This window comes from Sphingobacterium sp. 18053, assembly GCF_902706145.1.
Classification (GTDB): Bacteria; Bacteroidota; Bacteroidia; order Sphingobacteriales; family Sphingobacteriaceae; genus Sphingobacterium; species Sphingobacterium paramultivorum.
The window spans coordinates 697314-723587 of record NZ_CACSJW010000002.1 but is presented as its reverse complement, the minus strand read 5'-3'; the positions used below and the strand labels follow the sequence as shown (position 1 = coordinate 723587).

Below are 26274 nucleotides of genomic sequence, written 5' to 3'. Positions count from 1 at the left end.
TAATGTCTTCTTTTGTAAAGATTTAGAGCGCTAGACTATTAAAACGTTGGAATAATTTCCATTAACAAAATAAAAGTTTGTTCTTGTCTAGGCCATATTGTTTCAAATTAAACTTGAGCAATAGTTTTAGAGTCAAAGATTTATCAATTATAGAAATATAAAAATACGTATTATGAGAGGCTTTGTGCTTTTTTTGTTTAGTATGCTGATGGGATGGACCGTTTATGGCCAGACGAAGAGCGTACAGGGAATGTTGAAGGACGACAAGAATCGAATTGTCGCCGGTGCAACAGTGAAATTAACGTCAAAATTGGATTCCATGACGACAGGATCCAATATGGCCGGGATTTTTATCTTTGATAAAGTCAAGGCGGACACCTTTAAAATTACGGTTTCAAACCTTGGTTTCGAACGTTTTGAGCAGGAATTTAGTATCCCTAAAGGCGAATCAAAGCATATTATTCCAAGTTTGACTTTACAACAGAACTCACAGATGCTACAAGAAGTTGTTGTTGATGGTGTTCCTACAGTCGTTGTCAAAAGTGATACCCTCGAATATACCATGAAAGATCTAAAACTCCGCGATGGGGCTGTTGCAGAGGACGCTTTGAAAAAATTACAAGGGGTCGAAGTCGATAAGGATGGTAATGTTACGGCACAAGGGGAGTCTGTTAAGCGGGTTCGTATAAATGGAAAAGATTTCTTCGGTGGAGATGTCAAGACAGCTACACAAAATCTACCGGCAAATATTATCCAAAAGATGCAGGTCATCGATGACTATGGCGATATGGCCAATGTCACCGGTAATAAAACGGGTGATTCAGAAAAAGTATTAAATATTCAGATTGACCCAAAATACAATACAGGACACATGACTACCCTACGGGCAGGCGTGGGAACCGAAGATCGTTACCAGGCTACAGGGATGTGGATGGGAATGCGCGAAGGTGAACAAATTTCTGTATTGGGAAATTTGAACAATACCAATGCACCCTTATTTGATTTTAGTACCGTAGGTGGTGGTGCGCGTCGTGGCCAAGGTGGCGGCGGCCGTCGCGGCGGCGGCATGTTTGGCGGATCGGACGGTTTAACTAAAATCGGTTCTATTGGGCTGAATTACCGTAAAGACTTTAATGATAAATTGACGGTTTACGGTAGTTACAGTTATAGCCATAGCAACAATACAACAATATCGCAGCGCTTTCAGGAAAATACACTACCTAATATCATGCAAACGGATAGTGTTCAATCTAATTCCAATACGGTAGGAGCAAGCCACCGTTTTGAAGCAAATGTTGAATGGAAACCTACAACAAAAGATTATATCAAAATTTCTCCTCAGTTTGGTTACGACAATAGTGATGTAACGACAGGTACTAATTCGCTAACTTACCGTAGTAACGTATTTAATAATTCACAGGCCCAAGATATTGTTGCAAATTCTACTGCACCGAGATTTGGGATTAGCGGATTGTATAATCATAAATTTAATGATAAAGGAAGGAATGTTTTTGTAAACATGAACTTCAATAATGCAAAAACAACGAAGGATCAGAATGCAATTTTAGATAGGCTATTGGCTGATCCCAACAATGCAAATGCTCCTTTAGACTCGATTTATGAAAAAACGATTCTGGAAGCAAATAATAAAAGTTGGAATGGGGGGGCTTCGGTGAATTATACTGAACCTGTTTCCGAGAAAGGAAAAGTAGAGTTTACCTATGATTTCAACAAAAACAAGTATGACAATTCGAATAAACAACAAGGGTTTGATCGCGATGGAAACCTTATTGCAGAAGATCCCAAGTTGAATTTTGATTATAATTATGATTATTCCTTCACAACACATAAAATCGGAGCAAACTATTTGTATAGTGGCGATAAAATAACCTATTCCATTGGAGCAGCGGCTCAGCCTTCTCAATTGAGAGGCGATGCGATCAGTTCAGGATTAGTGGTTCCAATTCATCGGAACAACATGAACTGGATGCCTATTGCACGTTTTGAGTATAAATTTTCGAGACAGTCCAATATCTCTGTCAATTATTCGGGAACACCGAATGAGCCTTCGGTAACCCAAATTTTGCCATTTGATATGAGTACAAACCGGACCAGTATCGTGATCGGTAATGCAAATTTGAATCCGGAGTTTAGCCATCAATTGAATGTAAGATTCCGTAAGAATGATTTTCAAAAGGGAAACAACTTTTTTGCGTTCGTTAATGCCGGTCTTACTAACAACAAGATTGTGAGCTTGAGCAAAAGCTATTTTGATGATCTAATGGATTATCAAACAGGACAGACAAATTCAACGCTAGTTTCTGAAACCCGCTATTTGAATGAAACAAGCGATAAGCCATTTAATGTGAGTTCTTTCTATCATTATGGTAAATCACTGAAAGAAAAAACATATAATATTATGTTAATGGGTGGTGTGTCTTACAATAAAAATATTGGATATGTTTCCACGGAGAAAGATGATAACATCGGTCAAAAGAACGTCGCCCGGAATATTGTATTAAATCAAGGTTTAATGTTTAGATATAATCCTTCCGAGAATTTAGAAATAAATCCGGGAGTACGCTACCAATTTAATCATACAGAGAATTCATTGACAAATCGTACGACGAATGTTTCTTCTTGGACACCAACATTGATTGGCTCTGTTAACATAACAAAAACAACCATTTTCGGAGCGGATCTATCCAAACAATTCAACAGTGGTTATGGAGCCGGCATTAACGCAAATCCTTTCGTCATAAATACCTACTTGGAGCAGAAGTTCTTGAGTCAACAACGTGGTACTGTACGTCTACAAGCATTTGACTTGTTAAATCAGCAAACGAATGTTTCAAGAACGGTGAGTGAGTCTATGATTACAGATAGCCGTACCAACCGTTTGGGTCGATATTTTATGATTCTGTTTACCTATAAATTCCAAAAATTTGCGATGGGAAATCCAGAAGGAGAGAATAGATTTCCGGGCGGAATGAGACCTCCGCGTATGTAATCTGATTCCTATAGGATATAAAAACGGTCATAGTGATTTCGCTATGACCGTTTTGCATTTAAAAATGCCTAGTTTTGTGAAGACTTCATATGCCCATACGATTTTGAAGATAGAGCAACGTAACAAAAAATGTAAGATTTTATATTTTTTGTTTTAGGGAAGATTGTCAAGGTTAATGGGCACAAAAAATAGATAAACTAAAAGAAGCTACAGCAAGTTTGTACTGCATGGAATACGAAATTATTAGACTTTCAAACGGAATACGCGTAGTATTTCAATATCAAAATTTACCGGTTACACATGTCTGCATGGTCATCAACGCAGGGTCTCGGGACGAGTCTGCTGGGAAGTATGGTGTAGCCCATTTTATTGAGCACCTTTTATTTAAGCGTACTGAAAGACGCTCTACACAACAGATTATAAATCATTTGGAATCCGTTGGCGGAGATTTAAATGCCTATACGACGAAGGAGTATACCTGTGTACATGCCTCTATTCTTCAGCCTTATTTAAATCGTGCGTTAGATCTTTTTGAAGATATCTTTTTTCATTCCACTTTCCCCGACATAGAATTGGATAAAGAAAAATCTGTCATTGTAGATGAAATGGCATCTTATCTGGATAGCCCGGAAGAGTCTATTGTGGACGATTTTGAAGATCTGGTTTTTCAGGGATCTGGTTTAGGGCATAATATTTTGGGCCTGGAAGATCAGCTTCTTGCACTGCAAAAGGGTGATATTGTCGATTTTATGCGGGCAAATTATGATACAAATGAAATGGTCATTGGTATCACGGGAAATTATACGCTAAAAGAAGTTGAGCGATTGTTGCACAAAGTGTTTGGGACGGTGCCTTCAAATACGATAGAACGTCTCCGCAATGATGTCAGACCGCTTGTTGAACAGCATGTTGCCGTAGGCAAGCCAATCAATCAGGTGCATTATATGCTCGGTTCTTTAGCTTATAATTATCGAGATGACCGTAAGACGGGGCTGCTGCTTTTAAATAATATGCTTGGTGGAATGGGAATGGGATCTATCCTGAATCTTTCCATACGGGAGAAATATGGAATAGCCTATACCATTGAATCTAATTATACTATTTTTTCGGATACAGGGTTATTTAGTATTTACCTCGGTACCGATGAAGAAAAAGTTGAAAAAGCTAAAAAACTCGTCTTTAAAGAACTTGCGAAGCTGAGCGAGCAACCGCTATCCGAAACTGCAGTAAAAAAGGCGAAGCAGAAATTTATTGGGCAGATTGCTTTGACCGAAGAGAACCGTATGAGTATGATTATCTCTGCCGCGAAAAACGTGATGGACTATGATCGTGTCATCTTATTGGACGAAGTAATTGAAAAAATTCAGGATTTGACGAATACAGGGCTGCTGGAAATAGCACAAGATGTATTTGATCCGAAGAAGATGTTGTCGCTAAGTTTTGTTCCCGAAGACTGAATTTAAGGACCGATTTAGACCTTTCAGAGGAGATGAATAATATGAGATCGATGGGCCGACGATGGGAATAATAGCTGGCTGACATGAATTTATATTGCATATAAAAAGCAATTTATCTAAGTTTGCGCTTACGGGAATTCGTTCTTCTCAACCATTGACTGCCTAAGGCAGATTCAATACCTATGGTAGCAGACAAATAAATGAATAAAAAATATAAGGGATGAAAACAGCATATGTATTTCCTGGTCAAGGGGCCCAATTTGTTGGAATGGGGCAAGACCTGTATAATTTAAATGATGAAACGAAAGCCTTGTTCGAACAGGCTAACGATATTTTAGGGTTCCGCATCACGGATATTATGTTTTCCGGTACGGATGAGGAATTGAAACAAACGAAAGTAACCCAACCTGCTATTTTCTTGCATTCGGTTATTTTGGCGAAAGCCTTGGGAGAGTCTTTTCAACCGGACATGGTTGCAGGCCACTCATTAGGTGAGTTTTCGGCTTTGGTATCAGCCGGTGCATTGAGCTTTGAAGATGGCTTGAAATTGGTTGCACAACGTGCTAATGCGATGCAAAAAGCATGTGAGCTTCAACCTTCAACGATGGCTGCGATATTAGGTCTGGAAGATGCTATAGTGGAAGATATCTGTGCTCAGGTTGATGATGTCGTGGTAGCTGCAAATTATAACTGTCCTGGGCAATTGGTTATTTCGGGATCTATTGAAGGTGTGGATAAAGCTTGTGCTTTATTGACCGAGGCTGGTGCTAAGCGCGCATTAAAATTAAACGTGGGTGGAGCATTTCACTCACCACTAATGGAATCTGCCAAAGTTGAATTGCAAGCGGCTATAGAAGCTGTAGACATTTTGTCGCCTAGCTGTCCGATCTATCAAAATATCGATGCCAAACCACAGACAGATCCAGCGATTATCAAGCAAAATCTTATTGCGCAATTAACTGGCGCTGTACGATGGACGCAGACAGTACAAAATATGTTGGCCGATGGTGCAACAGCTTTTGTAGAAGTTGGTCCAGGAAATGTATTGCAGGGATTGGTTAAGAAGGTCGACCGTCAAGTTCAGACTTCCGCAGCATCAGTGACCGCGTAACAAAATATTCAGTATAAAAAAGGAATTATTTTGCAATGCCCTCAAAAAGTGTCCAACTTTTTGAGGGCATTTTTTATGAACGAAAAATCGGAATCACATCAAGAATTCCCTGTAAAAATGGATAAGACGTAGGGATCATTTTCGGAGATTACTCGGTGCTTCTTCGGTGCTTGTTCGGAGCTCGTTCGGTGTTTCTTCGGTTGCAACCGAAGAAACACCGAACGAGCTCCGATCGATATCCGTTTTTTAACCGAGAGAATGCCGAATCAACTATGGGCTTAAAAACTATTTATCCTTAAACATACTGTAATGATCTTTCATGACTTGCAGGACAAAATCATTGGGGGTCATTTTTTCCGGATGTTTAACCTCCATCACCGTTTCCAGCCGTTGTACTAAAGCAGTTAAAATTCCTACATCTCTTCTATCAAAAGCTGTTTGATAGATCTCTTTGACTGAGTTGGCATCTTTATCACTCAATTTAATCACTTGAGGAAATAGGATAGGGTGATTGTCGAATGTCTCTTCGTAGATTGTGTCGCTCAATTTTAAGGTGGGTTTGAGACTGATAACAGAAGTTTCACCAGCAATATCTCCAATGCGTTGTCCATTTTTGGATAAAACGATCGAAGTAATGGCGACACCACCCATCGTCATCCAGATATCTACAATAGATAGACTCCATCTGGATAAGTACTGATAGAAGTTGGCACGCGATCCGTCAAGTTTGACGACCTTTATTTTCATGATTTTCTTGCCGACTGTTTGGCCTCCGAAAGCTGTTTCAGTAATCAAAGTAAAAAAAAATGCAGGTAAGGTCAATGCCATCATAATCCCATAAAAGAGATAGGGATCTCCTGCGTTCATGTTTATGCTGTCCAAGAGAAAAAAGCAAAAGAAATAATAACAGACTATAATAAAATAATCTATTGCAAATGCGATCATTCTTGAGCCAAGACTGGCAAGATTATATTCGATTTTTACATTTTGTGCCGTATTTATCTCAAGCTTATTCATATGCAAATTAGTTGAATTTAATGTAATATAGAATATCTAGGTCATTTTAGCTCTAATTTGTGCTTTTCAATCATGGATATTTCCTATATTTGGTTATGCCAGTTAAAAAAATTAATGAGAGAAGCATCCTTTGTAGAACGAAATAAAGAAAAATGGACGTTAATTGAAAATAATTTATCAATTAATATGCAGGTTGATCCAGATGAATTGGCCTCAAATTACATTGAGCTCACAAATGATCTGGCGTATGCACAAACCTTTTATCCTGAAAGTAAGGTAAAGGCTTATCTGAATGAATTGGCCGTAACCGTCCATCAGAAAATCTATAAAGATCAGAAAGCTTCCAATAATAAGTTTAAATCTTTTATCAATGAAGAGATACCGCAGGCGATTTGGTCGATTCGCCGACCCTTGCTGTATTCATTCTTAATTTTTGTTTTGGCTTCGGTCATTGGTTTTGTATCGTCTGTATACGATATGGATTTTATTCGGCTTATTTTAGGTGACTACTATGTCGATTCGACGATAGAAAGCATAAAAGCAGGAGATCCTGCTGCGGTATATGGAAAGGGAAGTGACTTTGGGTCAGCAATTTGGATTACGATTAATAATGTGCGGGTTGCTTTTATGGCCTTTGCTGCTGGGCTATTTTTCAGTGTAGGTACAGGTTATGTTTTGTTTAGCAATGGTATTATGCTTGGTGCATTTCACCATATGTTTTTCCAGTATGGCGTTATGGGGAAAGCCATGTCAGCGATTTGGATTCATGGCACTATTGAGATTTCGGTAATTATTGTGGCTGGAGGATGCGGGTTGGCCATCGGTAATAGCATTCTATTTCCTAAATCGTTTACACGTTTGACATCTTTTGTCCGTACAGCAAAGATTGCGATGAAAGTTCTCGTCAGCACAATTCCTTTTTTTATTATCGCTGGTACATTGGAAGGTTTTGTAACACGGTATTATAATGTGTCAATTTGGTTATGTTTATTGATAATCGTTTTATCCTTACTGGCTATCCTTTATTTTTATGTTATTAATCCTTATCGACTAGCAAAACGATTTCAATGGAAATAGACTTTGAATTTCAAAAAGAACGGAAGATAGGGGACTTTGTCCAAAGTTTTATAGACCTTTTTAAATTGATCTATAGGCACTTTGTTTCTACTATTTTTGGTTTATCTGCTCTGCCACTGGCGGGGATTGCCTTGGTTTATTATTTTCTGTCTACAAAAATCACATTCTCTGCCAACAGTGATTCTTTTGAGGATATCGATGCTTTTACTTGGGCTGGATTACTCATTCTGGCACTGATAGCTTTGGGGCTGTACGTTTATGGTATTTCTATCGAATATTTTGTACTGCTCAAAGAGCGCAAAAGTACAGCATTTTCGGGAGCGGAGGTGCTGAAGAATTTCAGATCAAACCTCGGGAAATACTTTATGTTTTTAATTGCCATGATATTGGCATTAATTGTCGTCTTTATTCCCCTGGCCATCGTCGCTGCAATTTGTGCTTTTATCCCTTTCGTCGGAAGTTTTGCGATCGGTATTTTGGGGTCCATGGTTGGCATCTGGTTATTTTGCTCATTTTTATTTTATCGTGAAGGCTATTCGGATCTGGGCAGTTGTTTTACGGACGCCTATGTGATGCTGAGCAAAAAATTGATTCAGTATGGTATTGCCACCTATATCGTGAATTTTATTTTCCAAATGGCTGTCATGATGATTTCCATTGTACCATTGATTATCATGGGGCTTTTGTCGTTCAACTTCCTTGGAATAGATGCCGCCTTCTTTGACTCATCCTGGGGAAAACTGCTGATGACATTTGGGGGCTTATTTATTACACTATTTACCCTATTTCTTTATATGTCCGGTGTTTTGGCCAACGGTATTATTTACGAAACGGCCAAGGATCTCAAATTTGGAGAACGTATTTATGGCATGATCGAAAAGATAGGAGGAAAAGATGAATAAACTCTTGTCTTTTTTCTGCATTGCCTGTTTGTCGATTATATATGCCTGTGATCCCAAACCAAGGAATACAGAATCCAACAGCGATAGGATTGATTCACTTAATGTGCAAATAGATTCTACCTTAGTGGTAGCCGATTCTGTCGCTATTGACTCGATAGCCGTAAAGGCACCTAATGGCCAAAAGGAAAAAGATGAAATTGACCTGTGGGATCCCACATTATTTGATTCGATTCCAAAATATACCGAAGAACGTTCGTTTAAAATGGATCCTTATCAGGATATCATCAAAAGATACGAGACGGACGATTTTGTTTATTCTGAAAATATTAAAGATCGGGTAGGCGTATTACAGCGAATCCTTGCCCGACTCGCGGATTGGATTGGAAGCATCATGCCAGATAATCCCTATAAATTTCGGGAAGAGTTTGGCTACGTATTTGCCTTTTTAGCTGTTATTGCATTAGCGTTTATCCTCTATAAAGTACTCTACAACAGGAAACAATATTTTATTAAACATAGTGAAGAGGAGAGTGAACTTGACGTTTTAGCCTATGTGGAGCGAAATCTGATGAATAGCAACCTAGAACCTTATATTCAAGAGGCTATTGCCCAAAGGAATTATGCATTGGGAATCCGATACTTACAGCTATTGAATATTCAAAAACTAGCGCAATCAGATCATATAAAATGGAAGCTGAGCAAAACAAATGCTGAATTTGCAGAAGAGATTCAAAACGAGGAGCTCCGTCGTGGATTTGCTGAATGTACAAGAATATTTGATTATGTCTGGTTTGGTCAATTTGAATTGACAGAAGACAATTTTAGTCAATATCAGCAATTGTTTCACCAATATCAAAAACAGATTAAATGAAGGGATCGGTAAAATTTGGATTGATATTATTGACTGTTGTGTTAGTGCTAATAGCTCTTATCGATGCAACAAGTAAGAAACCTATTATCTGGGATCGGACTTTTGATGCAAAGGATAAAAATCCCTTTGGAGCTTATGTATTGCGTCAAGAACTGAAGCATATCATTGATCAAAAGAATACAACAATTGAGCGACCATTGTATGAGTATCTGGATAGCACAAAGAAAACAGACGCTAACTTATTTTTTTATACGTCCTATTTTTCGATGGGTGAAGCAGCGGAAGATAAGTTACTGGATTATGTAAACCGGGGTGGGAAAGCAATGATTGTAGCCGAGGATATTGATAATTATCTATTGGATTCCCTGGGTTTGGAAGCAGATAATTTCTATGGTTTTAAAAAAGGTGTAAATATAAAAAGTCAGTTGCGCGTGCGGTTGATGAACGATAACAATAAAATTCATTACAGTAAATCAGATCTTGGCGAAGTATTTAAAAAACTTCCTAAAAATGCGACCATTTTGGGCTCGATCACCTATAAGGAATTTGCGCTACCGAACTTCATCGCGGTTCAATTTGGTAAAGGAACGTTCTATCTTCACCTGACCCCTGATTTATTTGGGAACTATTACTTGCTGAATTCCGCCTCGCAATATGCCTATGTTGCTAAGTCGTTATCTTATCTAAATGATAAGCCGATCGCTTGGTATGATTTTAAAGCGAATATGGGGCAATATCGGACTCCTTTGCGTGTATTGCTTATGAATGATGGTCTTAGGCAAGCATGGTATGTTTTGTTAGCGGGGCTAGTCCTTTTGCTTGTGTTTAGAAGTAGACGTGAGCAACGGGCTGTGGCGGTAGTGAGCCCGGAACCAAATCTCTCGAAGGAGTTCTGTGGAACCATCGCTACTTTATATTATGAAAATGGTGCACCAGGTAATATGGTCGCAAAAAAAATAGATTACTTCCTGCACGATCTTCGGATGCGGTTTCATTTGGACACGCTGATGTTGCGGGAAGAAGAGTTCAGTGAGGAGCTGGCTGAGCGGTCTGGGGTTTCGCTCGCAGAGACACAATCTTTAATCCGGCTGATTGTTCGTATGGAAGATGCTAAACAACATGATGTGGCTGATCTCAAATTGATTAATGATACAATAGAAGAGTTTAAACATAAAGCAAAAATGATATGAGTGACTTCGATAAATATATATCTTTTGAAAACCGAATAGATGTGTCAGTTTTATTCGATAAAATGGCGCAGGTAAAGTCGGAGGTGAAAAAAGTAATCGTTGGGCAAGATCAATTGATTGATATGCTCTTAATCTCGATCTTGGCTTCAGGGCATTCTTTGATCGAGGGCTTACCTGGGGTAGCAAAAACATTATCCGCAAAATTGATTGCCAAAACTATTCACAGTGAATTCAAGCGGATTCAATTTACACCGGATTTAATGCCTTCGGATGTAACAGGATCGTCGATACTCGATTTGAAAAGTAATGAATTTGAATTTCGTAGAGGACCTATTTTTGCAAATATTGTTTTAATCGATGAAATCAACCGTGCTCCGGCAAAGACACAAGCTGCACTTTTTGAAAGTATGGCGGAGCAACAAGTGTCGGTCGATGGAACGACTTATCGATTGCCAGGACCGTTTGTTGTTTTTGCGACGCAAAACCCCATCGAACACGAAGGTACTTATCGATTGCCGGAAGCTCAGCTCGATCGTTTCTTGTTTAAGATCAATGTGAATTATCCTGAACTTGAACAGGAACTGGAAATATTAAAGGAGCACCATGCCCAAAAAGCACAGAATAAGGAGGATCAGGTTCAGGCTGTAGTCTCGGCCGCAGAAATTTTAGAATTTCAGAAATTGATCAAATCTATCTTTGTTCACGAGGAGTTGTTAACTTATATTGCTCAAGTTATTATAAAGACAAGAACTAATCCAAGTTTGACCCTTGGGGCATCACCGCGGGCTTCTATTGCTTTGTTGGAATCAGCAAAGGCTTCAGCTGCGTTGACAGGCCGAGACTTTGTTACTCCTGAGGATATTCGGAGGGTAGCATCTGCCGTATTGGGCCACCGTGTCATGTTGACTCCAGAAAGGGAAATGGAAGGATTTACCACCGCTTATGTCATCGACCAAATCATTAATTCTGTAGAAATTCCAAGATAATGAAGAAATTAAAGCAGCTTTTTCTAACAAATCAATTCTTCTACTCCCTATTAGGTGTAGCAACACTCTTTACATTTTCTTTTTTCGTTAAAGGATTGTTGATTGTGGCATGGATTGTTTTTTGGATATGGTTGGCTGTTTTGGCTTTTGATTTTATTGTCTTGTTTTCAGGAAAGGGGCGAATTGAGATCACAAGGATATATCCTGAAAAATTATCCAATGGCGATGAAAACCCGATGCGGCTGATTGTGAATTCTTTTTACCCGTTTGGGACAAAAGTGGATATTTTGGAGGAGTTTCCGGTACAGCTTCAAATTCGGGATAAAGATTTTGCGACAAGCTTGCCGGCCTTTCAGCGCTCGGAAATTTCGTTTTCCTTGCGACCCACACAAAGGGGAGTTTATCAGTTTGGTCGTTGTATGGCTTTGGTTAAGCGTTTTGGATTTTTCAAAAGAAGGTTTGTTACCAATCAAGAACAGGAAATACCCTGTTATCCATCCTATATTCAACTGCGAAAATATCAGCTTTTGGCAACAAGTAATCGGTTGAATGAACTGGGTATAAAGCGTATTAGACGGATTGGTTCGGCTATGGAATTTGACCATGTTAGAGAGTATGTGCAGGGGGATGATTATAGACACATGAACTGGAAGGCATCTGCAAAAGTAAAGAAGCTGATGGTCAATCAGTACGAAGAGGAGAAGTCTCAGCCAATTTATTCTTTTATTGATCTAGGTCGTGCAATGCGCATGCCATTCAACGGTCTTACCTTATTGGACTACTCGATCAATGCAGCACTCGTTCTTTCCAATGCGACCATCTTAAAGCAGGACCGTGCCGGATTATTAACCTTTTCAAATGATATCAATGCATTTATAGCCGCTGAGAAGAGGAATAATCAAATGCACAAGATTTCGGAAGCACTATACCAGGTGTCGACCAAATTTGAGGAGTCGGAATTTGGAAGATTATATAGTTATGCCAATGCACATATTAATAAACGTTCGCTGATTTTTGTCTATACAAATTTTGAGACCTTAGATTCCTTAAGACGTCAGATAAATTATCTGTCGATGTTAAATAGAAGCCACATTATTGTCGTTGTTGTTTTTAAAAACGTAGAAATAGAGGATTTAGCGAAGAGTACGCCGAAAAAGACAATAGATATTTACAACCAGGTCATTGCTGAAAAGTTTATCTATGAGAAACAACTTATCGTACAGGAACTGATTCGCAATGGGTTTCAGACAATCTATACAGCGCCCGAAAACCTGACCATTAACTCCATCAATAAATATTTGGAAATTAAGGCACGCGGCCTTATTTAATGATGGAGGTATCTTTAACCGTTACTTTTGTCCAGAGATGTTGATATTTTTCGATCGCTTTTAAATGGATTGGATGTGTCTCGTACGTTGTAATATCTTTAAGGTTTTTGAAAGTGACAATCAACGTATAGTCAAAGCTGTTGTCTACGACAGGTCTCGGGTTTGTCTGAGCCGGAACGCCATAATTAAGAGTTTTGATGACGTCGATTTTTCGAAGATCCTCAAAAAATCCAACAAAATTCTTTTTTTCTTTTTCACTGAGATCTTTTTTTAGCCAAAAATTAACAACATGGACAATGGTGCTGGACTCGATAGCCTCATCCGATTGAACTGTATTTGCCCATGTGGGAGCAGTTACGAGCACCATGGGTGTTAGAAGAAAGTTGCGTCTTTTCATGATCGAAACGGTTTAGAAGCTTTAAGATACAAAACCTTCGTGAATTCACCAACACCAATGACGCTGATCGTGAGAGAAGGGTTCTCGTGATTAATGAAAAATAGACGTTTTCAGCAAACAAAAAGGGAGACATAATGTCCCCCTTTTATCTCTTTATGGATGTTTAGCTCTTATAAACCAAACTCTTCCTTCACTTTATCGATATAATCCAGTTTTTCCCAAGTGAAAAGTTCAACCTCAATCTGCTTTTTCTCGCCGGTTGAGCTTTCGAATTCCTTGGTTACTTTTCTTGGTGTTCTTCCCATGTGTCCATAGGCTGCCGTTTCTGAATAAATTGGATTTCTCAGACCCAGACGCGTTTCAATTCCGTATGGAGTCATATCAAATAAATGTGCGATTTTTTCGGCAATCTGGCCATCGGTCAAATTTACTTTGCTCGTTCCATAGGTATTTACATAAATTCCCATAGGATCTTTTACACCAATTGCATAGGAAATCTGTACCAGAATTTCATCTGCAACACCTGCTGCTACTAAGTTTTTGGCAATATGGCGCGTTGCGTATGCAGCTGAACGGTCTACCTTAGATGGATCTTTTCCTGAGAAAGCCCCTCCACCATGTGCACCTCGGCCGCCGTAGGTGTCGACAATGATCTTACGACCGGTAAGTCCTGTATCTCCGTGAGGTCCACCGATAACAAATTTTCCCGTTGGATTGATATGAAACTTAATTTCATCGTTAAATAACAACTGAAGTTCTGGTTTCAATTGTGCTTTAACACGTGGAATTAAGATCGTTTTGATGTCATGTGTAATTTTATCCAACATAACTTGTTCCGTATCGAAGTCGTCATGTTGTGTAGAGATTACGATTGCTTCAATTCTTTTTGGTTTGTGGTCGTCACTATACTCAAGTGTAACCTGAGATTTTGCGTCCGGGCGCAAATACTGGATTTCGTTATTTTCGCGGCGGAGCTCGGCCAACTCATAAAGTAAGCGATGCGATAGGTCCAATGCCAGAGGCATAAAATTTTCAGTCTCGTTGTTTGCATAACCGAACATGATTCCTTGGTCGCCCGCACCCTGTTCTTGTCTTGTCTTGCGGTCTACACCCTGGTTGATATCAGCAGACTGCTCGTGAATCGCCGAAAGAACGCCACAGGAGTTTGCCTCGAACATGTATTCAGATTTGGTGTAGCCAATCTTTTGGATCACCGAACGGGCTATTTTCTGAACATCGAGGTATATGTTTGATTTAACTTCCCCCGCAAGGACAACCTGTCCTGTGGTTACTAGTGTTTCAATAGCGACGCGAGAATCCTCGTCCCATGCTAAAAAATTGTCTATTAATGCATCTGAAATTTGATCCGCAATTTTGTCTGGATGCCCTTCAGAAACAGATTCTGACGTAAATAAATAAGCCATGCTTTACGTAATTTTTAATATTGGATTTGCGCTAGAATGAAATAACAGCAAAGTGATAAGAGCCGTGATAGCGAAGGGTTTTTAGCACTTTTTTACTGTGGTTGCAATCTCCTTGTCGTTGCCTTGTAACGCAACAGCACGCAAATCAGTCCACATTCTATTTTTTGTGCGACAAAGCTACAATACTTTGAGGATTATTTAAAATCAAATTTATATTTTAACTTTTAAAATCATAGGGAAGTGCGTTAATTAGTATAAAGATTACATTATTTTAAGAAATTGGTAATTTCCGCTATCTTTGGATATGTCAGAACGTAAACAAATACTGTTTGTTATTAATCCTATTTCAGGGGGGAAAAATAAAACTTCCTTTAAAAAACAAGTGCTGGATGTGCTTGATTTGCAGAAGTTTGATCCTACTTTCCAGCAGACTGCGAGACCGAACCATGCTTACGAAATTGGGCTGAAAGCGATCAAAGAAGGCTATGATGCAGTCATAGCGGTTGGTGGTGATGGGACGATCAATGAGCTAGGGTCCGCTTTGGTAGGATCTGGAATTCCATTGGGGATTATTCCTGAAGGCTCTGGCAACGGCTTGGCGCTCTACTTGGGGGTTCCAATGAATGAAGCTGCTGCGATCCGTCGGATTAATCGTTTTGAATCGATAGAGGTGGATTGTGGTGTAATTAATGATAGACGTTTTTTTAATATCGCGGGTTTGGGATTTGATGCATCTGTAAGTGAAAATTTTGCCAATGAAAATATTCGTGGACCTTTGGGGTATATGAAGTCGGTTTTTAATGTGCTCAGTAAATACCAACCTGCACATTATAAATTGACGATTGATGGAAAAATGTACGAAAGGCAAGCGTTTATGATCAGTGTAGCGAACTCTCCCCAATATGGAAATAATGCCTATATAGCGCCACAGGCTTCGGTTAACGATGGCATTTTAGATGTCTGTATCGTGCACAAATTTCCGCTTTACATTTTACCAAAGATGATTTTCCATCTTTTTAATAAATCGGCAGATCAATCCAGTTATGTCGAGATCATTCCCGGAAAGAACATACAGATCGAGATTGATAAGGTTTCACCGGTTCATGTGGATGGGGAGCCGATCGAACTTGGCGATAAATTGGATATTTCCATTATGCCAAAAGCGTTAAAGATAATTTGTTAAGATCATGAGTAAAAATAAGAAACAGTCCTATGAGGGCGTTGTATATTCAACAGATGACAGCTTCAGCTATCAGCTGGCTGATTTTTTTCAGGAAGCTGATACGTTATCTGTAAATCAGCAAAACCTAAAAGTACAGCTTGACCGGAAGATGCGGAAGGGGAAAGTTGTTACGTTGGTTACGGGGTTTGTTGGAAAAGTGGAAGACTTGGAGAATTTAGGTAAATTGTTGAAAACGAAGTGTGGAGTTGGCGGAACAGTGAAGGACGGGGAGATTATCATTCAGGGAGAGTTTAAACAAAAGATCTATGATTTGTTACTTAAAGAGGGGTATCGCGTAAAATTAGTTGGTGGTTGAACAAGTATATCAGGGATAATAGTGGCAAATCTAATGAATTGTCTATTAGGCAAGTATGCTTTAGGTGTAGGATGTCTGATTGTTCAGAAACATGAGTAATCACTTACTTTTTGTCGTTTAAAATCCTTGATTTTTTTGCATATCAAAAAAAAAATGGCTTTCATTGTAAAATAATTATTGCGAATAAGCGATTTAGCATAAACTAACAATGATTATATAACGGGAACTGCTGAGAAAAATAACACTGATTAATGGTGTATTCAGTTTTAAAAACAAATTTGATTTTTTTTATATATTTAAGAGGAATATTTTAAATTTGACATTAAATATTAAATTTGCTTTGCAAAATTGGTTTCAAAAGCGAATAAGAGTGCATATAATTTAAACAACATTATATATTTAAACAACAGTAAAAAACTAAAAATTAGAAAAATGGCAAACGCACCTAAAACTGCTGCAAAACAAGAGAGCAACAACGGAGGATCTTTCTTCGCTCAAGCTGCAATCATCATCTGTTTCATCGTTGGTTTCTGTTTATGGAAATTTGTAATGGGTAACCCTACAAACTTTGTTGACAACAATAATGAAAATGCTCCAAATCCAGGTAACTATTTAGGAATGGTTTACCATGCTGGTGCTATCGTTCCTGTTTTGCTTGGTTTATTCTTAATGGTATGGGTTTTCTCCGTAGAACGTTTTATCGTTATCAACAAAGCATCTGGTACAGGTAACGTAGGGAACTTCGTTAGAAAGATCCAAACGTTAATCAATGGCGGAAACATCGATTCAGCTATCGCTGAGTGTGACAAACAAAAAGGTTCAGTAGCAAATGTTGTAAAAGCTGGTTTATTGAAATACAAATCAGTATCTGCAGATCCTGAAGTAAACACTGAAAAAGCTGCTATTGCAATTCAAAAAGAAATCGAAGAAACTACAGCATTAGAAATGCCAATGTTAGAGAAAAACTTAAACGTTATCGCTACATTAGTTTCTATCGGTACATTATGTGGTCTATTGGGTACGGTAACAGGTATGATCAAAGCCTTCTCGGCATTGGCAACAGGTGGTGCTCCAGATTCAGCTAAATTGGCAAACGGTATCTCTGAGGCCTTGATCAATACAGCAACTGGTATCGCGACTTCAACATTCGCTATCGTATTGTATAACATCTTTACTGCAAAAATCGATAAATTAACTTACTCTATCGACGAAGCTGGTTTCTCAATCGTACAAACATACGCTGCAAACCACAAATAAGAACTATGATGAAAGTTTTTGATTTTATTTTATGGAAATCAAAAATTAAAAGCATCATAGGATAGAAGATTGAGTTTTTAATTTAAAAAGAAGAATTTAAAATGGGTAAAGCAAAAGTAAAAAGAGCCAGTACGTCGATCGACATGACAGCGATGTGTGACGTATCGTTCTTACTGCTTACGTTCTTCGTCTTAACGGCGACTGCGCGCCAACCGGAAGCATTGACGGTGGATACCCCAGCATCGACTACGAAAGATAAGTTACCTGATTCAAATGTGGGTATGATCACAATAGGCGATCAAGGTAAAGTTTTCTTCGGTACGACTGATCAACAAGTTCGCGTAAAAGCACTAGAAAGAATGTCAGCAAAATATGGCGTTGGCTTTTCACAAGAAGATTACGATCGTTTCAAATTGATGGAAAACTTTGGTGTACCAATGTCTAAATTGAAAGGATTATTGGCCTTGGATGGAAGTAAGCGTACAGAAAAAGGTCTGCAAACTGGTATCCCGGTTGATAGTACAGAGAATACTTCAAATGAGTTGTATTACTGGGTTCAAAATGCCCGTCTTGCAGCTGAGGAAGTAAATAAAGAAAAGGAGGCATCTGATAAAAACTTCGTGCATCCAGGACCTTTAAAGATGGCTATCAAAGCAGATGCGAATGAAAAATATCCTTCGGTTAATTTAGTTATTGAAACGTTGCGCAATCAAAAGCAAAACAAATTTAGTTTCATAACAGGCATGCGTGCTGAGGAGAAATAATTGACGATTTAATAAGAACAAACAATGGCAGAATTAAATCAGGATAGTGGTAAAAAAGGCAAAGGCGGGAAAGTAAGATCCAAGAAGAATGGCGGTAAGGTCGACCTTACGGCGATGGTGGATTTGGCATTCTTGTTGATTACCTTCTTCATGTTGACTACGTCCTTAAATAAACCGCAAGCGATGGATGTGGCTATGCCAGACAAAAATAAAATTAAGGAGCAACAAAGCGATGAATTGCTTACAGCAGATAATCGTTCACTTACAATTTTATTGGGTTCTGACAATAAAGTCTCTTGGGTGTATGGTCAAGTTGCTCGTCCGATCGAAGGTCCTACTGTTGCCGGTTATGGTGCGGATGGGATTCGTAAGGTCTTAATGGAGAAAAAGGCATATATACCTCGCGTTTCAGGCGGTAAAGACATGATCGTAATCATAAGACCTAGTGATAAATGTACACAACGTAATCTTGTTGACATTCTTGACGAGATGAAAATTGTAGACGTAAAACGCTATATGATCGGAAAGATTACTCCAGAGGAAGTGGAAGTGTTAAAACGTGACAATATCTATAATGATTAGTTATTAGATTGACACAAAAAACTAAAATAAGATGATAGGGTCAAAATTAGATATTTTTAAGAAAGAATGGCTTGACGTCGTTTTTCAAGGCCGCAATAGGGAGTACGGAGCTTATGAGCTTCGTAAGCTAGCGCCTAAAGCGACTAACAGGGGACTTCTTGTCGTTATCGGCATTGTAGTCATAGCCAGTTTCCTTAGTGTTTATGGAAGTAAGCTGTTCCCGAAGAAAGCCGTTGAGGCACCTCCAGCAGTAACTGAAGTTACTTTGGAAGACCTTGAAGAAATCAAACCACCAGAGCCTGAAGAGGAGCCGCTTCCACAAGAACCGGAAGAAAAACCTCAACAAGTGGCTATGGATGTACCGAAAGAAGATTTGGTTCGTTTCCCTGAACCTAAAGTAGCTCCTGCAAACAAAGTTGTGGAAGAAGTTGCTTCTCAGGAAGAGTTGAAAGATCCAAATAAAACGCCAGCACGTATTACCTTGAAAGGTAGCCCGACTGGTACTTCTGTTGCACGTGGTGAATTTGGTTCGAAGAAACAAGATGGTGCAATCACTGGCGCTGCAAAAGGCGATCCAAATGGTAATGGAGATGAAATTCTTCCATTTAATGCCATTGAGGTTCAACCAATGCCTATCGGTGGTATGGCTGCATTTATGTCTTGGGTTGGTTCAAACTACGAATATCCAGCTGCTGCAACTGAAAATGGTGTAAATGGTGTCGTTGAGGTATCCTTCGTTGTAGAAAAAGATGGTAGCTTGACAGACATCAATATCAAACGCGATTTGAAATATGGTACTGGTGATGCAGCCGTAAGGTTGCTTAAGAAAGCGAAGAAATGGAAGCCTGGTATTCAAAATGGCCGTCCAGTTCGTGTAGCGTACACTTTACCAATTCGATTGAACCTTCAAAATTAGAATGACAAATTTTAATTCGAATAATAGTTCAAATTATAGACAGAAATCGCCTCTGAAGCGGTTTCTGTCTATTTTGGGACTATTTATGTTTGGCTTTTATTTTGTTTTGGGCCTTTTGATTATATTCTGGGATAATTTTCCCATTGAAATTAATCCAACTTACAAAACAATCTTTGGTGTCGTATTGATCCTGTATTCTTTTATGCGGTTTGTACGGCTTTGGCAAAATAATTTTTAATTAACTGCCCTCTTCTTTTTGGCTACAACCAATTCTCTCTTCAAAAATTAAACTATTTTTTAATTAAACTGTCTTATTTTATGATGTATCATATGAGAAAATATAAAATGGTTCTTGTGATGCTTGGCATCTGTATGGGCATTTTTGTTTCCTGTAAAAATAAAACAAAGCAAGCGAAAGAGGGCGATGATATTTTAACAGGTAAGCTACCTGTTATTGTGGATCAAACTTTGTTGCCTATTGTCCAGGAATCTGCGGATGTGTTTGAGAGCTCTTATCCAAACTCGAATTTGGAGCTTATCGCTCGTCCTGAAATTAAAGCGGTGAATGCATTGCTTGGCGATTCGGCCTATGTGGTTGTTTTGACGCGCAAGCTGACAAATGAGGAAGATAGCTACTTTAAAAAGCGAGGTATTCAACCTAAAATATTCCAAATGGCGTCGGATGCAGTTGTATTGATCAATAATCGTAACAGTGCAGATACTATAATGCCTCAAAAGGACGTTAAGTCTTTGTTGGAAGGTAACTTAGCAGGACAACGATTGATCTTTGACAACGCCAATTCAAGCACACTGCGCTATTTGAAAGATTATTTTAAATTGAACAAAATCGATCCGAAAGCTGTTTCTGCTTTGAAAGATAGTGAAGATGTGATGAAATATGTGAGCGAGAATGCGAATACAGTGGGTGTTATTGGTTATAATTGGTATTTAAAAGCAGTAGAAAAAAATTCGAATTTATTGGAGAAAATTCGTACATTGAGCATCGAAAGTGTTGGTAAGGAGGGAGAAAAGGTCAGTTTTTATCGACCGTCCCAATCGACTATCGCCGACGGCTTATATCCTTTTGTAAGACCTGTCTACATTATGAACTATCAGCCGAATATGGGCTTAGGTTTGGGCTTCAGTGCCTTTTTGACAGGAGATCGTGGACAACGTATTGTATTGAAAGCTGGATTGGTTCCTGCCACAATGCCTGGACGGGAGATCATTATTAGAGATGAAAGTTATATTAAATAGATAATAAATAGTACAAAAATAGATTATGACAAACAGTAAATTATTATTTAGTCTTTTATTGGCGGGATCTGTGGGCACAGTAAGTGCACAAAGTTTGAAAGATGCTAGAGCAGCCATCGAGGCTGAGAATTATGGTAAAGCGAAAACTATCCTTCAACAGTTAGTGACTAAGCAACCTAAGAATGGAGATAATTATTTCTATTTGGGTCAAATTTATTTGGTAAACGACAGAGCGGATTCTGCCGCTGCGATTTTCAACCAAGGTTTGGCTGCTGATCCAAAGGCTACAATCAATAATGTAGGTTTGGGCTATGTTGACTTAATGAAAAAGGATAAAGCGAGCGCTGAATCTAAGTTCGCTTTGGCAACCGCAAAATTAGGTAAAAAAGATTATGAACCATTATTGGAAATCGGTCGTGCATATATAAAAACGCCTGAGCCCGATTATGCGAAAGCTTTGGAATACCTAACGCAAGCGAAAGAAAAAAACAAAAAAGATGTTGCAGTTCCTATCGCATTAGGTGATGCATACCGTGGTTTAAAAGAAGGTTCATTAGCCTATACAAGCTATGGTGAAGCGACTGATATCGATCCAAATTCAGTACAAGCGAAAGTTGGACAGGCTGTGATCGTACGTGGCGCGCAAGCATTTGATGAGGCTATCACACAATTGGAAGCTATTGCGGCGGAAACTCCGGCATACGCGCCGACTTACCGTGAATTGGCTGAAACATACAATCAATGGTCTAGATTACCGGGTACTTCTGACGAGAAATATGTCGAGTTAAATAAGAAAGGTGTTGAACAATACAAGAAATATCTTGAAGTTGCGGGTGATAATTCATTGGAAGCTAAAATCCGTTACGCCGATTTCTTGGTTTACGCGCGTCAATATGACGATTTGAAGGTAGTTTCTGAGGAATTAGCTAAAAACCCTTCTGTAGATCCAAAAATCTATCGTTATTTGGGTTATATCGCTTTCCAAAAAGCAAAGGATTATCCGAAAGCACTGGAGTACTTAAACCAGATGTTTAGCAAAATGGAAAAAGATCGTGTAATTCCATTGGATTATATGTATCTAGGTATGTCTGAGATTGCTGCAAATAGCCCAAAACCAGCAGCTGCTGGTGCGGATAGTACGGCTACTGCGGCTCCGGTATTGACAGCAGAGAATACAGCGAATATTCAAAAGGGTATTGCCGATATTAAGAAAGCAATTGATTTAGACAAAGAATTGTTGGGAGAAACAGCTGAGTTGGCATTTGCTAAATACCAAGAGCAAGAATTGCAGACAGCAGCCTCGTTATTTGAATTGGTAGCTTCTTATAAAGACAATAAGACGTATTTGTTTGATGCAAACTACTATGCTGGAGAAGCCTATTACCAAATCGGAGCTAAAGAAGATGCTGGTAGCAAGAATGAGGAACAAGTGGTAGTTAATCAAGAATTGAGAGACAAAGCAATTGCCGATTTGCTAAAAGCACAGACTTTCTTATCTGTTATTGAAACAACAGACAATAAAGAAGCACAAGATAAATATTTGATCAATGCACTTTATTATAAAGCTTTTGCTGCCTTAACCGCGGACAACTTGGAGCAACCTAAAGGTGATTTCGTGGCGCCGTTCCAAAAATTGATCGAAGCTATCAATCAACGTGGGGCACAAGAGAAGAATAAGAATTATTTGATCGATGCAAACACGTATATCGGTCTCTACTATTATGTGAAGCAAGATCTTCCTAAAGCGAAGGAAAGCTTCCAAAAAGTATTGGCAATTGATCCAACGAATGAAGCTGTTAAAGGGTACCTAGGTGCATTGAAATAAGCTTAAGTAAAATCATTCTAAATTAGGCGTAGATAGTAATATCTACGCCTTTTTTGTTTTGTTTTTTACCTTGGAATCTCTATATTTAAAGACAGTTACCAATATAAATTTTAATTGAGATGGAGCAAGCCAATAGTATGCCGATAGACTACTTGCCTATATTTATACAGCTTTTAGTAGCTGTAGGATTTGGAGTAGGTACCATAATTATTACACATCTTATCGGACCGAAAGTCCGTACAGAAAACAAGCTTGGGGCTTTTGAGTCGGGAATTGAAGTTGTCGGAAATGCCAGGCAGCCTTTCTCCATAAAATATTTCTTGGTCGCTATTCTGTTTGTCATATTTGATGTTGAAGTCATTTTCATGTATCCATGGGCAGTCAACTTTCGGGAAATGGGACTACAGGGCTTGATCGAGATGTTTATTTTCATGGGACTGCTCTTGTTGGGCTTTATCTATGTGATCAAGAAAAAAGCATTGAGTTGGGATTAGATATTCCCGTGATGGTTGGCCGTTGGGCCAGCAATACTTAAACCTATAAATCGATTTTTCATGAGTGATATAAAATTGGCAGAAGCTCCTCCGGGAGTAGAAGGCGCAGGTTTTTTTGCGACAAGTTTGGACAAGGCCATTGGCTTAGCCCGAGCCAACTCGTTATGGCCTTTGCCGTTCGCCACATCCTGCTGTGGTATCGAGTTTATGGCAACGATGGGCTCTACTTACGATTTGGCTAGATTCGGTGCCGAGCGCCCTAGTTTTTCACCGCGTCAGGCCGATATGCTATTGGTGATGGGTACCATTGCTAAGAAAATGGCTCCGGTGTTAAAGCAGGTGTATGTGCAAATGGCTGAGCCGCGCTGGGTAATTGCTGTTGGGGCCTGTGCATCTAGTGGTGGTATTTTCGATACGTATTCTGTCTTACAAGGAATAGACGAAATCATACCGGTTGATGTGTACGTACCTGGTTGTCCTCCCCGTCCAGAAGCAATTTTGGATGGCGTGTTGCGTCTACAGGATATTGTAAAGAATGAATCATTGAACCGGAGAAATACACCCGAATACAAAGCGCTGCTTGAAAAGTACGGAATACATATAAATAAATAGATGATGGAAAACAGTTTTTTATTGGATAAGCTCCAAGGAAATTTTCCGGCACAGATTAACGAAATTCAAGATGCACACAATGTATTGACGATTGTCGTGGATACGGAAAATGTGATCGAAGTACTTCGTTTCTTGAAATCGAATAAGGAGTTGCAGTTTATCCATCTGACCGATATTACGGCGGTGCATTATCCGCATTTAGAAAAGGAATTTGCTGTCGTCTATCATATCCATAGTCTCGTTCATAATATTCGAATTCGGATAAAGGTCTTTTTGCATGGACCGAATCCTGAAATTCCAACGGCAACCGTTGTTTGGAAAGGTGCGAACTGGATGGAACGTGAGACTTTTGATTTTTTTGGTGTCAATTTTATAGGGCATCCCGATTTGAGAAGGATTCTGAATGTAGATGATATGGAGGTGTTTCCAATGCGTAAGGAATATCCTTTAGAGGATCCAAATCGCGTAGATAAGAAAGATTTGTATTTCGGCCGTTAATTTATACGATATGAGCGAATTTATAAGCAAGATAACATCTAATCAGCCAGTCTTCGAAGACAACGATCCGCAAGACGAGTTGATTACCCTAAATATTGGTCCCACGCACCCCGCTACGCATGGCGTATTTCAGAACGTGGTACAAATCGATGGCGAGCGTATTGTGAGTGGCGTGTCCACGATCGGTTATATTCACCGCGCATTTGAAAAAATTGCTGAACATCGACCTTTTTATCAAATAACGCCTTTGACTGATCGTCTAAATTATTGCTCGTCTCCAATCAATAATATGGGCTGGCATATGACCGTTGAAAAACTACTCAAGATAGAGATTCCTAAGCGGGTGCAGTACATGCGTGTTATCGTCATGGAGCTTGCCCGTATTGCGGATCATATTATTTGTAATGGTATTTTGGGGGTAGATACGGGTGCTTTTTCGGGCTTTTTGTATGTGATGCAGGAACGCGAGTTTATCTATGAAATCTTTGAAGAAATCTGTGGCGCTCGTCTGACAACGAATATTGGTCGTATTGGAGGCTTCGAGCGTGATTTCAATGCTATAGCCTTTGAGAAAATACGTGAATTTCTGAAACGCTATCCTCCGGTATTGCAAGAGTTTGAAGAGTTGTTTGTTCGTAACCGCATTTTTATAGAAAGAACGTCGGGTGTTGCTGCTGTAACAGCAGAAGATGCCCTGGATTATAGCTGGTCTGGCCCTATTTTACGGGCGACAGGTGTAGATTACGATGTGCGTGTACAGAATCCTTATTGCTCGTATGAAGAATTTGATTTCGATGTACCTGTTGGCACGACAGGTGATGTATACGATCGTTTCATGGTTCGGAATGCCGAAATGTGGCAATCACTTCGGATTATTGAACAGGCATTAGAGAAAATTGAGAAAGAACCTAAAGGCGTCTTCCATGCGGAGGTGCCTGATTTCTATTTACCTCCGAAAGAACAGGTGTATACCAATATGGAGGCTCTAATTTACCATTTTAAAATCGTCATGGGTGAGGTGGACACACCAAAAGCAGAAGTCTATCATGCGGTCGAAGGTGCAAATGGCGAACTTGGTTTTTATTTGATTCACGATGGTGGACGGTCACCTTATCGTCTTCACTTTAGGAGACCTTCTTTTGTCAATTATCAGATGTTTGCACCAATGAGTGCAGGAATGCTGATTTCAGATGCCATTATAAATATGAGTAGTCTTAACGTTATAGCTGGAGAATTAGATGCTTAGTGTAAAACAACATAATGAAAATGTAACGTTTTCTCCAGAATTGTTAGCCAAGTTTGGAGAAGTGGTAAGCCGTTACCCCGAAGGAAAGCAGAAATCAGGCTTATTGCCCATTTTACATTTGGTTCAGGCGGAATACGGCTGGGTCAGCGCAGATGCGATGGATAAGGTTGCTGTTTACCTGAATATATTACCGATTGAGGTATATGAGGTGGCAACCTTCTATACCATGTTCCTGTTGCAACCTAAAGGAAAATATGTACTGGAGATTTGTCGTACCGGCCCCTGTTGTTTGGTCGGTGCAGAGCGTATCATGGGGCATTTAGAACAAAAGCTCGGTGTAAAGGAAGGGCAGGTCACAAGCGATGGGCTTTTCTCTTGGCGTGGTGTAGAATGTTTGGCTGCCTGTGGTTTTGGACCAGTCTTACAGATCGGTCCTGAATATACATTCTATGAGAATCTGACAGAAGATAAAGTCGACGAATTGATTGATAATTTAAAAGCTAAAACAGAATAAT

At 39.2% G+C, this 26274-nt stretch carries 25 protein-coding genes; 22 read left to right on the top strand and 3 right to left on the bottom strand.

Annotated features, from left to right (window positions below; all coding sequences use genetic code 11):
• Nucleotides 1-172: 172 nt before the first annotated feature.
• From GVK91_RS06925 to fabD, 3 genes are all read left to right on the top strand, one after another.
• Nucleotides 173-3010 (top strand): outer membrane beta-barrel protein, encoded by a 2838-nt coding sequence (locus tag GVK91_RS06925; RefSeq protein WP_153844518.1) that lies wholly within the window; start codon nt 173-175, stop codon nt 3008-3010.
• Nucleotides 3011-3237: 227 nt separating this feature from the next.
• Nucleotides 3238-4467: a pitrilysin family protein gene (locus GVK91_RS06920; RefSeq protein ID WP_182330598.1), complete on the top strand. Its 1230-nt coding sequence runs from the start codon at nt 3238-3240 to the stop codon at nt 4465-4467.
• A 220-nt stretch (nt 4468-4687) separates the two neighbouring features.
• Nucleotides 4688-5578, top strand: coding sequence for an ACP S-malonyltransferase (fabD, locus tag GVK91_RS06915; protein ID WP_153844516.1), 891 nt, complete (start codon nt 4688-4690; stop codon nt 5576-5578).
• Between the two features lie 285 nt (nt 5579-5863).
• Here the strand turns inward: fabD and GVK91_RS06910 are convergent, their stop codons facing one another.
• Nucleotides 5864-6595, bottom strand: a complete 732-nt coding sequence (locus tag GVK91_RS06910; RefSeq protein ID WP_153844515.1) for an RDD family protein — start codon at nt 6593-6595, stop codon at nt 5864-5866.
• 114 nt (nt 6596-6709) lie between these two features.
• Here GVK91_RS06910 and GVK91_RS06905 point away from each other — a divergent pair, with 114 nt between their 5' ends.
• Genes GVK91_RS06905 through GVK91_RS06880 form a run of 6 tightly spaced genes read left to right on the top strand, consistent with a single transcriptional unit; the run spans nt 6710 to nt 12949 of the window.
• Entirely contained in the window at nt 6710-7672 is a 963-nt protein-coding gene (locus GVK91_RS06905; RefSeq protein WP_153844514.1) for a stage II sporulation protein M, read from the top strand.
• Nucleotides 7663-8574 (top strand): ABC transporter permease, encoded by a 912-nt coding sequence (locus GVK91_RS06900; RefSeq protein WP_153844513.1) that lies wholly within the window; start codon nt 7663-7665, stop codon nt 8572-8574. Before GVK91_RS06905 ends, GVK91_RS06900 begins: the two co-directional genes overlap by 10 nt.
• Complete coding sequence (locus GVK91_RS06895; protein ID WP_153844512.1) at nt 8567-9445, top strand: DUF4129 domain-containing protein; 879 nt, start codon at nt 8567-8569, stop codon at nt 9443-9445. The genes GVK91_RS06900 and GVK91_RS06895 overlap by 8 nt, the downstream gene beginning before the upstream one ends.
• Nucleotides 9442-10635 (top strand): DUF4350 domain-containing protein, encoded by a 1194-nt coding sequence (locus tag GVK91_RS06890; protein WP_153844511.1) that lies wholly within the window; start codon nt 9442-9444, stop codon nt 10633-10635. The genes GVK91_RS06895 and GVK91_RS06890 overlap by 4 nt, the downstream gene beginning before the upstream one ends.
• Nucleotides 10632-11621, top strand: a complete 990-nt coding sequence (locus GVK91_RS06885) for a MoxR family ATPase (RefSeq protein WP_153844510.1) — start codon at nt 10632-10634, stop codon at nt 11619-11621. The genes GVK91_RS06890 and GVK91_RS06885 overlap by 4 nt, the downstream gene beginning before the upstream one ends.
• The gene (locus GVK91_RS06880) at nt 11621-12949 is read left to right on the top strand and encodes a DUF58 domain-containing protein (RefSeq protein WP_153844509.1); all 1329 of its coding nucleotides are present in this window, start codon (nt 11621-11623) and stop codon (nt 12947-12949) included. The genes GVK91_RS06885 and GVK91_RS06880 overlap by 1 nt, the downstream gene beginning before the upstream one ends.
• Here GVK91_RS06880 and GVK91_RS06875 read toward each other — a convergent pair.
• A complete protein-coding gene (locus GVK91_RS06875; protein ID WP_200845542.1) occupies nt 12942-13346 on the bottom strand; it encodes a Dabb family protein in 405 nt (134 codons plus the stop codon). The genes GVK91_RS06880 and GVK91_RS06875 overlap by 8 nt on opposite strands.
• A gap of 170 nt (nt 13347-13516) precedes the next feature.
• Nucleotides 13517-14770 (bottom strand): methionine adenosyltransferase, encoded by a 1254-nt coding sequence (gene metK / locus GVK91_RS06870; RefSeq protein ID WP_120335217.1) that lies wholly within the window; start codon nt 14768-14770, stop codon nt 13517-13519.
• Nucleotides 14771-15074: 304 nt separating this feature from the next.
• On the opposite strand from metK, the gene GVK91_RS06865 reads away from it, so the two are divergent.
• The 13 genes from GVK91_RS06865 to nuoE all read left to right on the top strand — a co-directional run bounded on the left by GVK91_RS06865 (nt 15075) and on the right by nuoE (nt 26273).
• On the top strand, nt 15075-15953 hold the full coding sequence (locus GVK91_RS06865) for a diacylglycerol kinase family protein (RefSeq protein WP_153844508.1): 879 nt from the start codon (nt 15075-15077) through the stop codon (nt 15951-15953).
• 4 nt (nt 15954-15957) lie between these two features.
• Nucleotides 15958-16308 (top strand): translation initiation factor, encoded by a 351-nt coding sequence (locus GVK91_RS06860; RefSeq protein ID WP_153844507.1) that lies wholly within the window; start codon nt 15958-15960, stop codon nt 16306-16308.
• Nucleotides 16309-16740: 432 nt separating this feature from the next.
• On the top strand, nt 16741-17565 hold the full coding sequence (locus GVK91_RS06855) for a MotA/TolQ/ExbB proton channel family protein (protein WP_120335215.1): 825 nt from the start codon (nt 16741-16743) through the stop codon (nt 17563-17565).
• A 101-nt stretch (nt 17566-17666) separates the two neighbouring features.
• Complete coding sequence (locus tag GVK91_RS06850; protein ID WP_075990315.1) at nt 17667-18329, top strand: biopolymer transporter ExbD; 663 nt, start codon at nt 17667-17669, stop codon at nt 18327-18329.
• Between the two features lie 24 nt (nt 18330-18353).
• On the top strand, nt 18354-18911 hold the full coding sequence (locus GVK91_RS06845; protein WP_153844506.1) for a biopolymer transporter ExbD: 558 nt from the start codon (nt 18354-18356) through the stop codon (nt 18909-18911).
• Nucleotides 18912-18942: 31 nt separating this feature from the next.
• Nucleotides 18943-19827, top strand: coding sequence for an energy transducer TonB (locus GVK91_RS06840; protein ID WP_159727574.1), 885 nt, complete (start codon nt 18943-18945; stop codon nt 19825-19827).
• A 330-nt stretch (nt 19828-20157) separates the two neighbouring features.
• The gene (locus tag GVK91_RS06835; protein ID WP_227550073.1) at nt 20158-21084 is read left to right on the top strand and encodes a PstS family phosphate ABC transporter substrate-binding protein; all 927 of its coding nucleotides are present in this window, start codon (nt 20158-20160) and stop codon (nt 21082-21084) included.
• Between the two features lie 25 nt (nt 21085-21109).
• Nucleotides 21110-22909 carry a tetratricopeptide repeat protein gene (locus tag GVK91_RS06830; RefSeq protein ID WP_153844504.1) on the top strand — a complete coding sequence of 600 codons (1800 nt, stop codon included), beginning with the start codon at nt 21110-21112 and terminating at the stop codon, nt 22907-22909.
• Nucleotides 22910-23028: 119 nt separating this feature from the next.
• The gene (locus GVK91_RS06825; protein ID WP_088163316.1) at nt 23029-23403 is read left to right on the top strand and encodes an NADH-quinone oxidoreductase subunit A; all 375 of its coding nucleotides are present in this window, start codon (nt 23029-23031) and stop codon (nt 23401-23403) included.
• 60 nt (nt 23404-23463) lie between these two features.
• A complete protein-coding gene (locus GVK91_RS06820) occupies nt 23464-24015 on the top strand; it encodes an NADH-quinone oxidoreductase subunit B (protein WP_153844503.1) in 552 nt (183 codons plus the stop codon).
• Nucleotides 24016-24513 (top strand): NADH-quinone oxidoreductase subunit C, encoded by a 498-nt coding sequence (locus GVK91_RS06815; protein WP_228280104.1) that lies wholly within the window; start codon nt 24016-24018, stop codon nt 24511-24513.
• Between the two features lie 10 nt (nt 24514-24523).
• The gene (locus GVK91_RS06810; RefSeq protein WP_182330600.1) at nt 24524-25759 is read left to right on the top strand and encodes an NADH-quinone oxidoreductase subunit D; all 1236 of its coding nucleotides are present in this window, start codon (nt 24524-24526) and stop codon (nt 25757-25759) included.
• Nucleotides 25752-26273 (top strand): NAD(P)H-dependent oxidoreductase subunit E, encoded by a 522-nt coding sequence (gene nuoE / locus GVK91_RS06805; protein ID WP_075990305.1) that lies wholly within the window; start codon nt 25752-25754, stop codon nt 26271-26273. Before GVK91_RS06810 ends, nuoE begins: the two co-directional genes overlap by 8 nt.
• Nucleotide 26274: the final 1 nt, after the last annotated feature.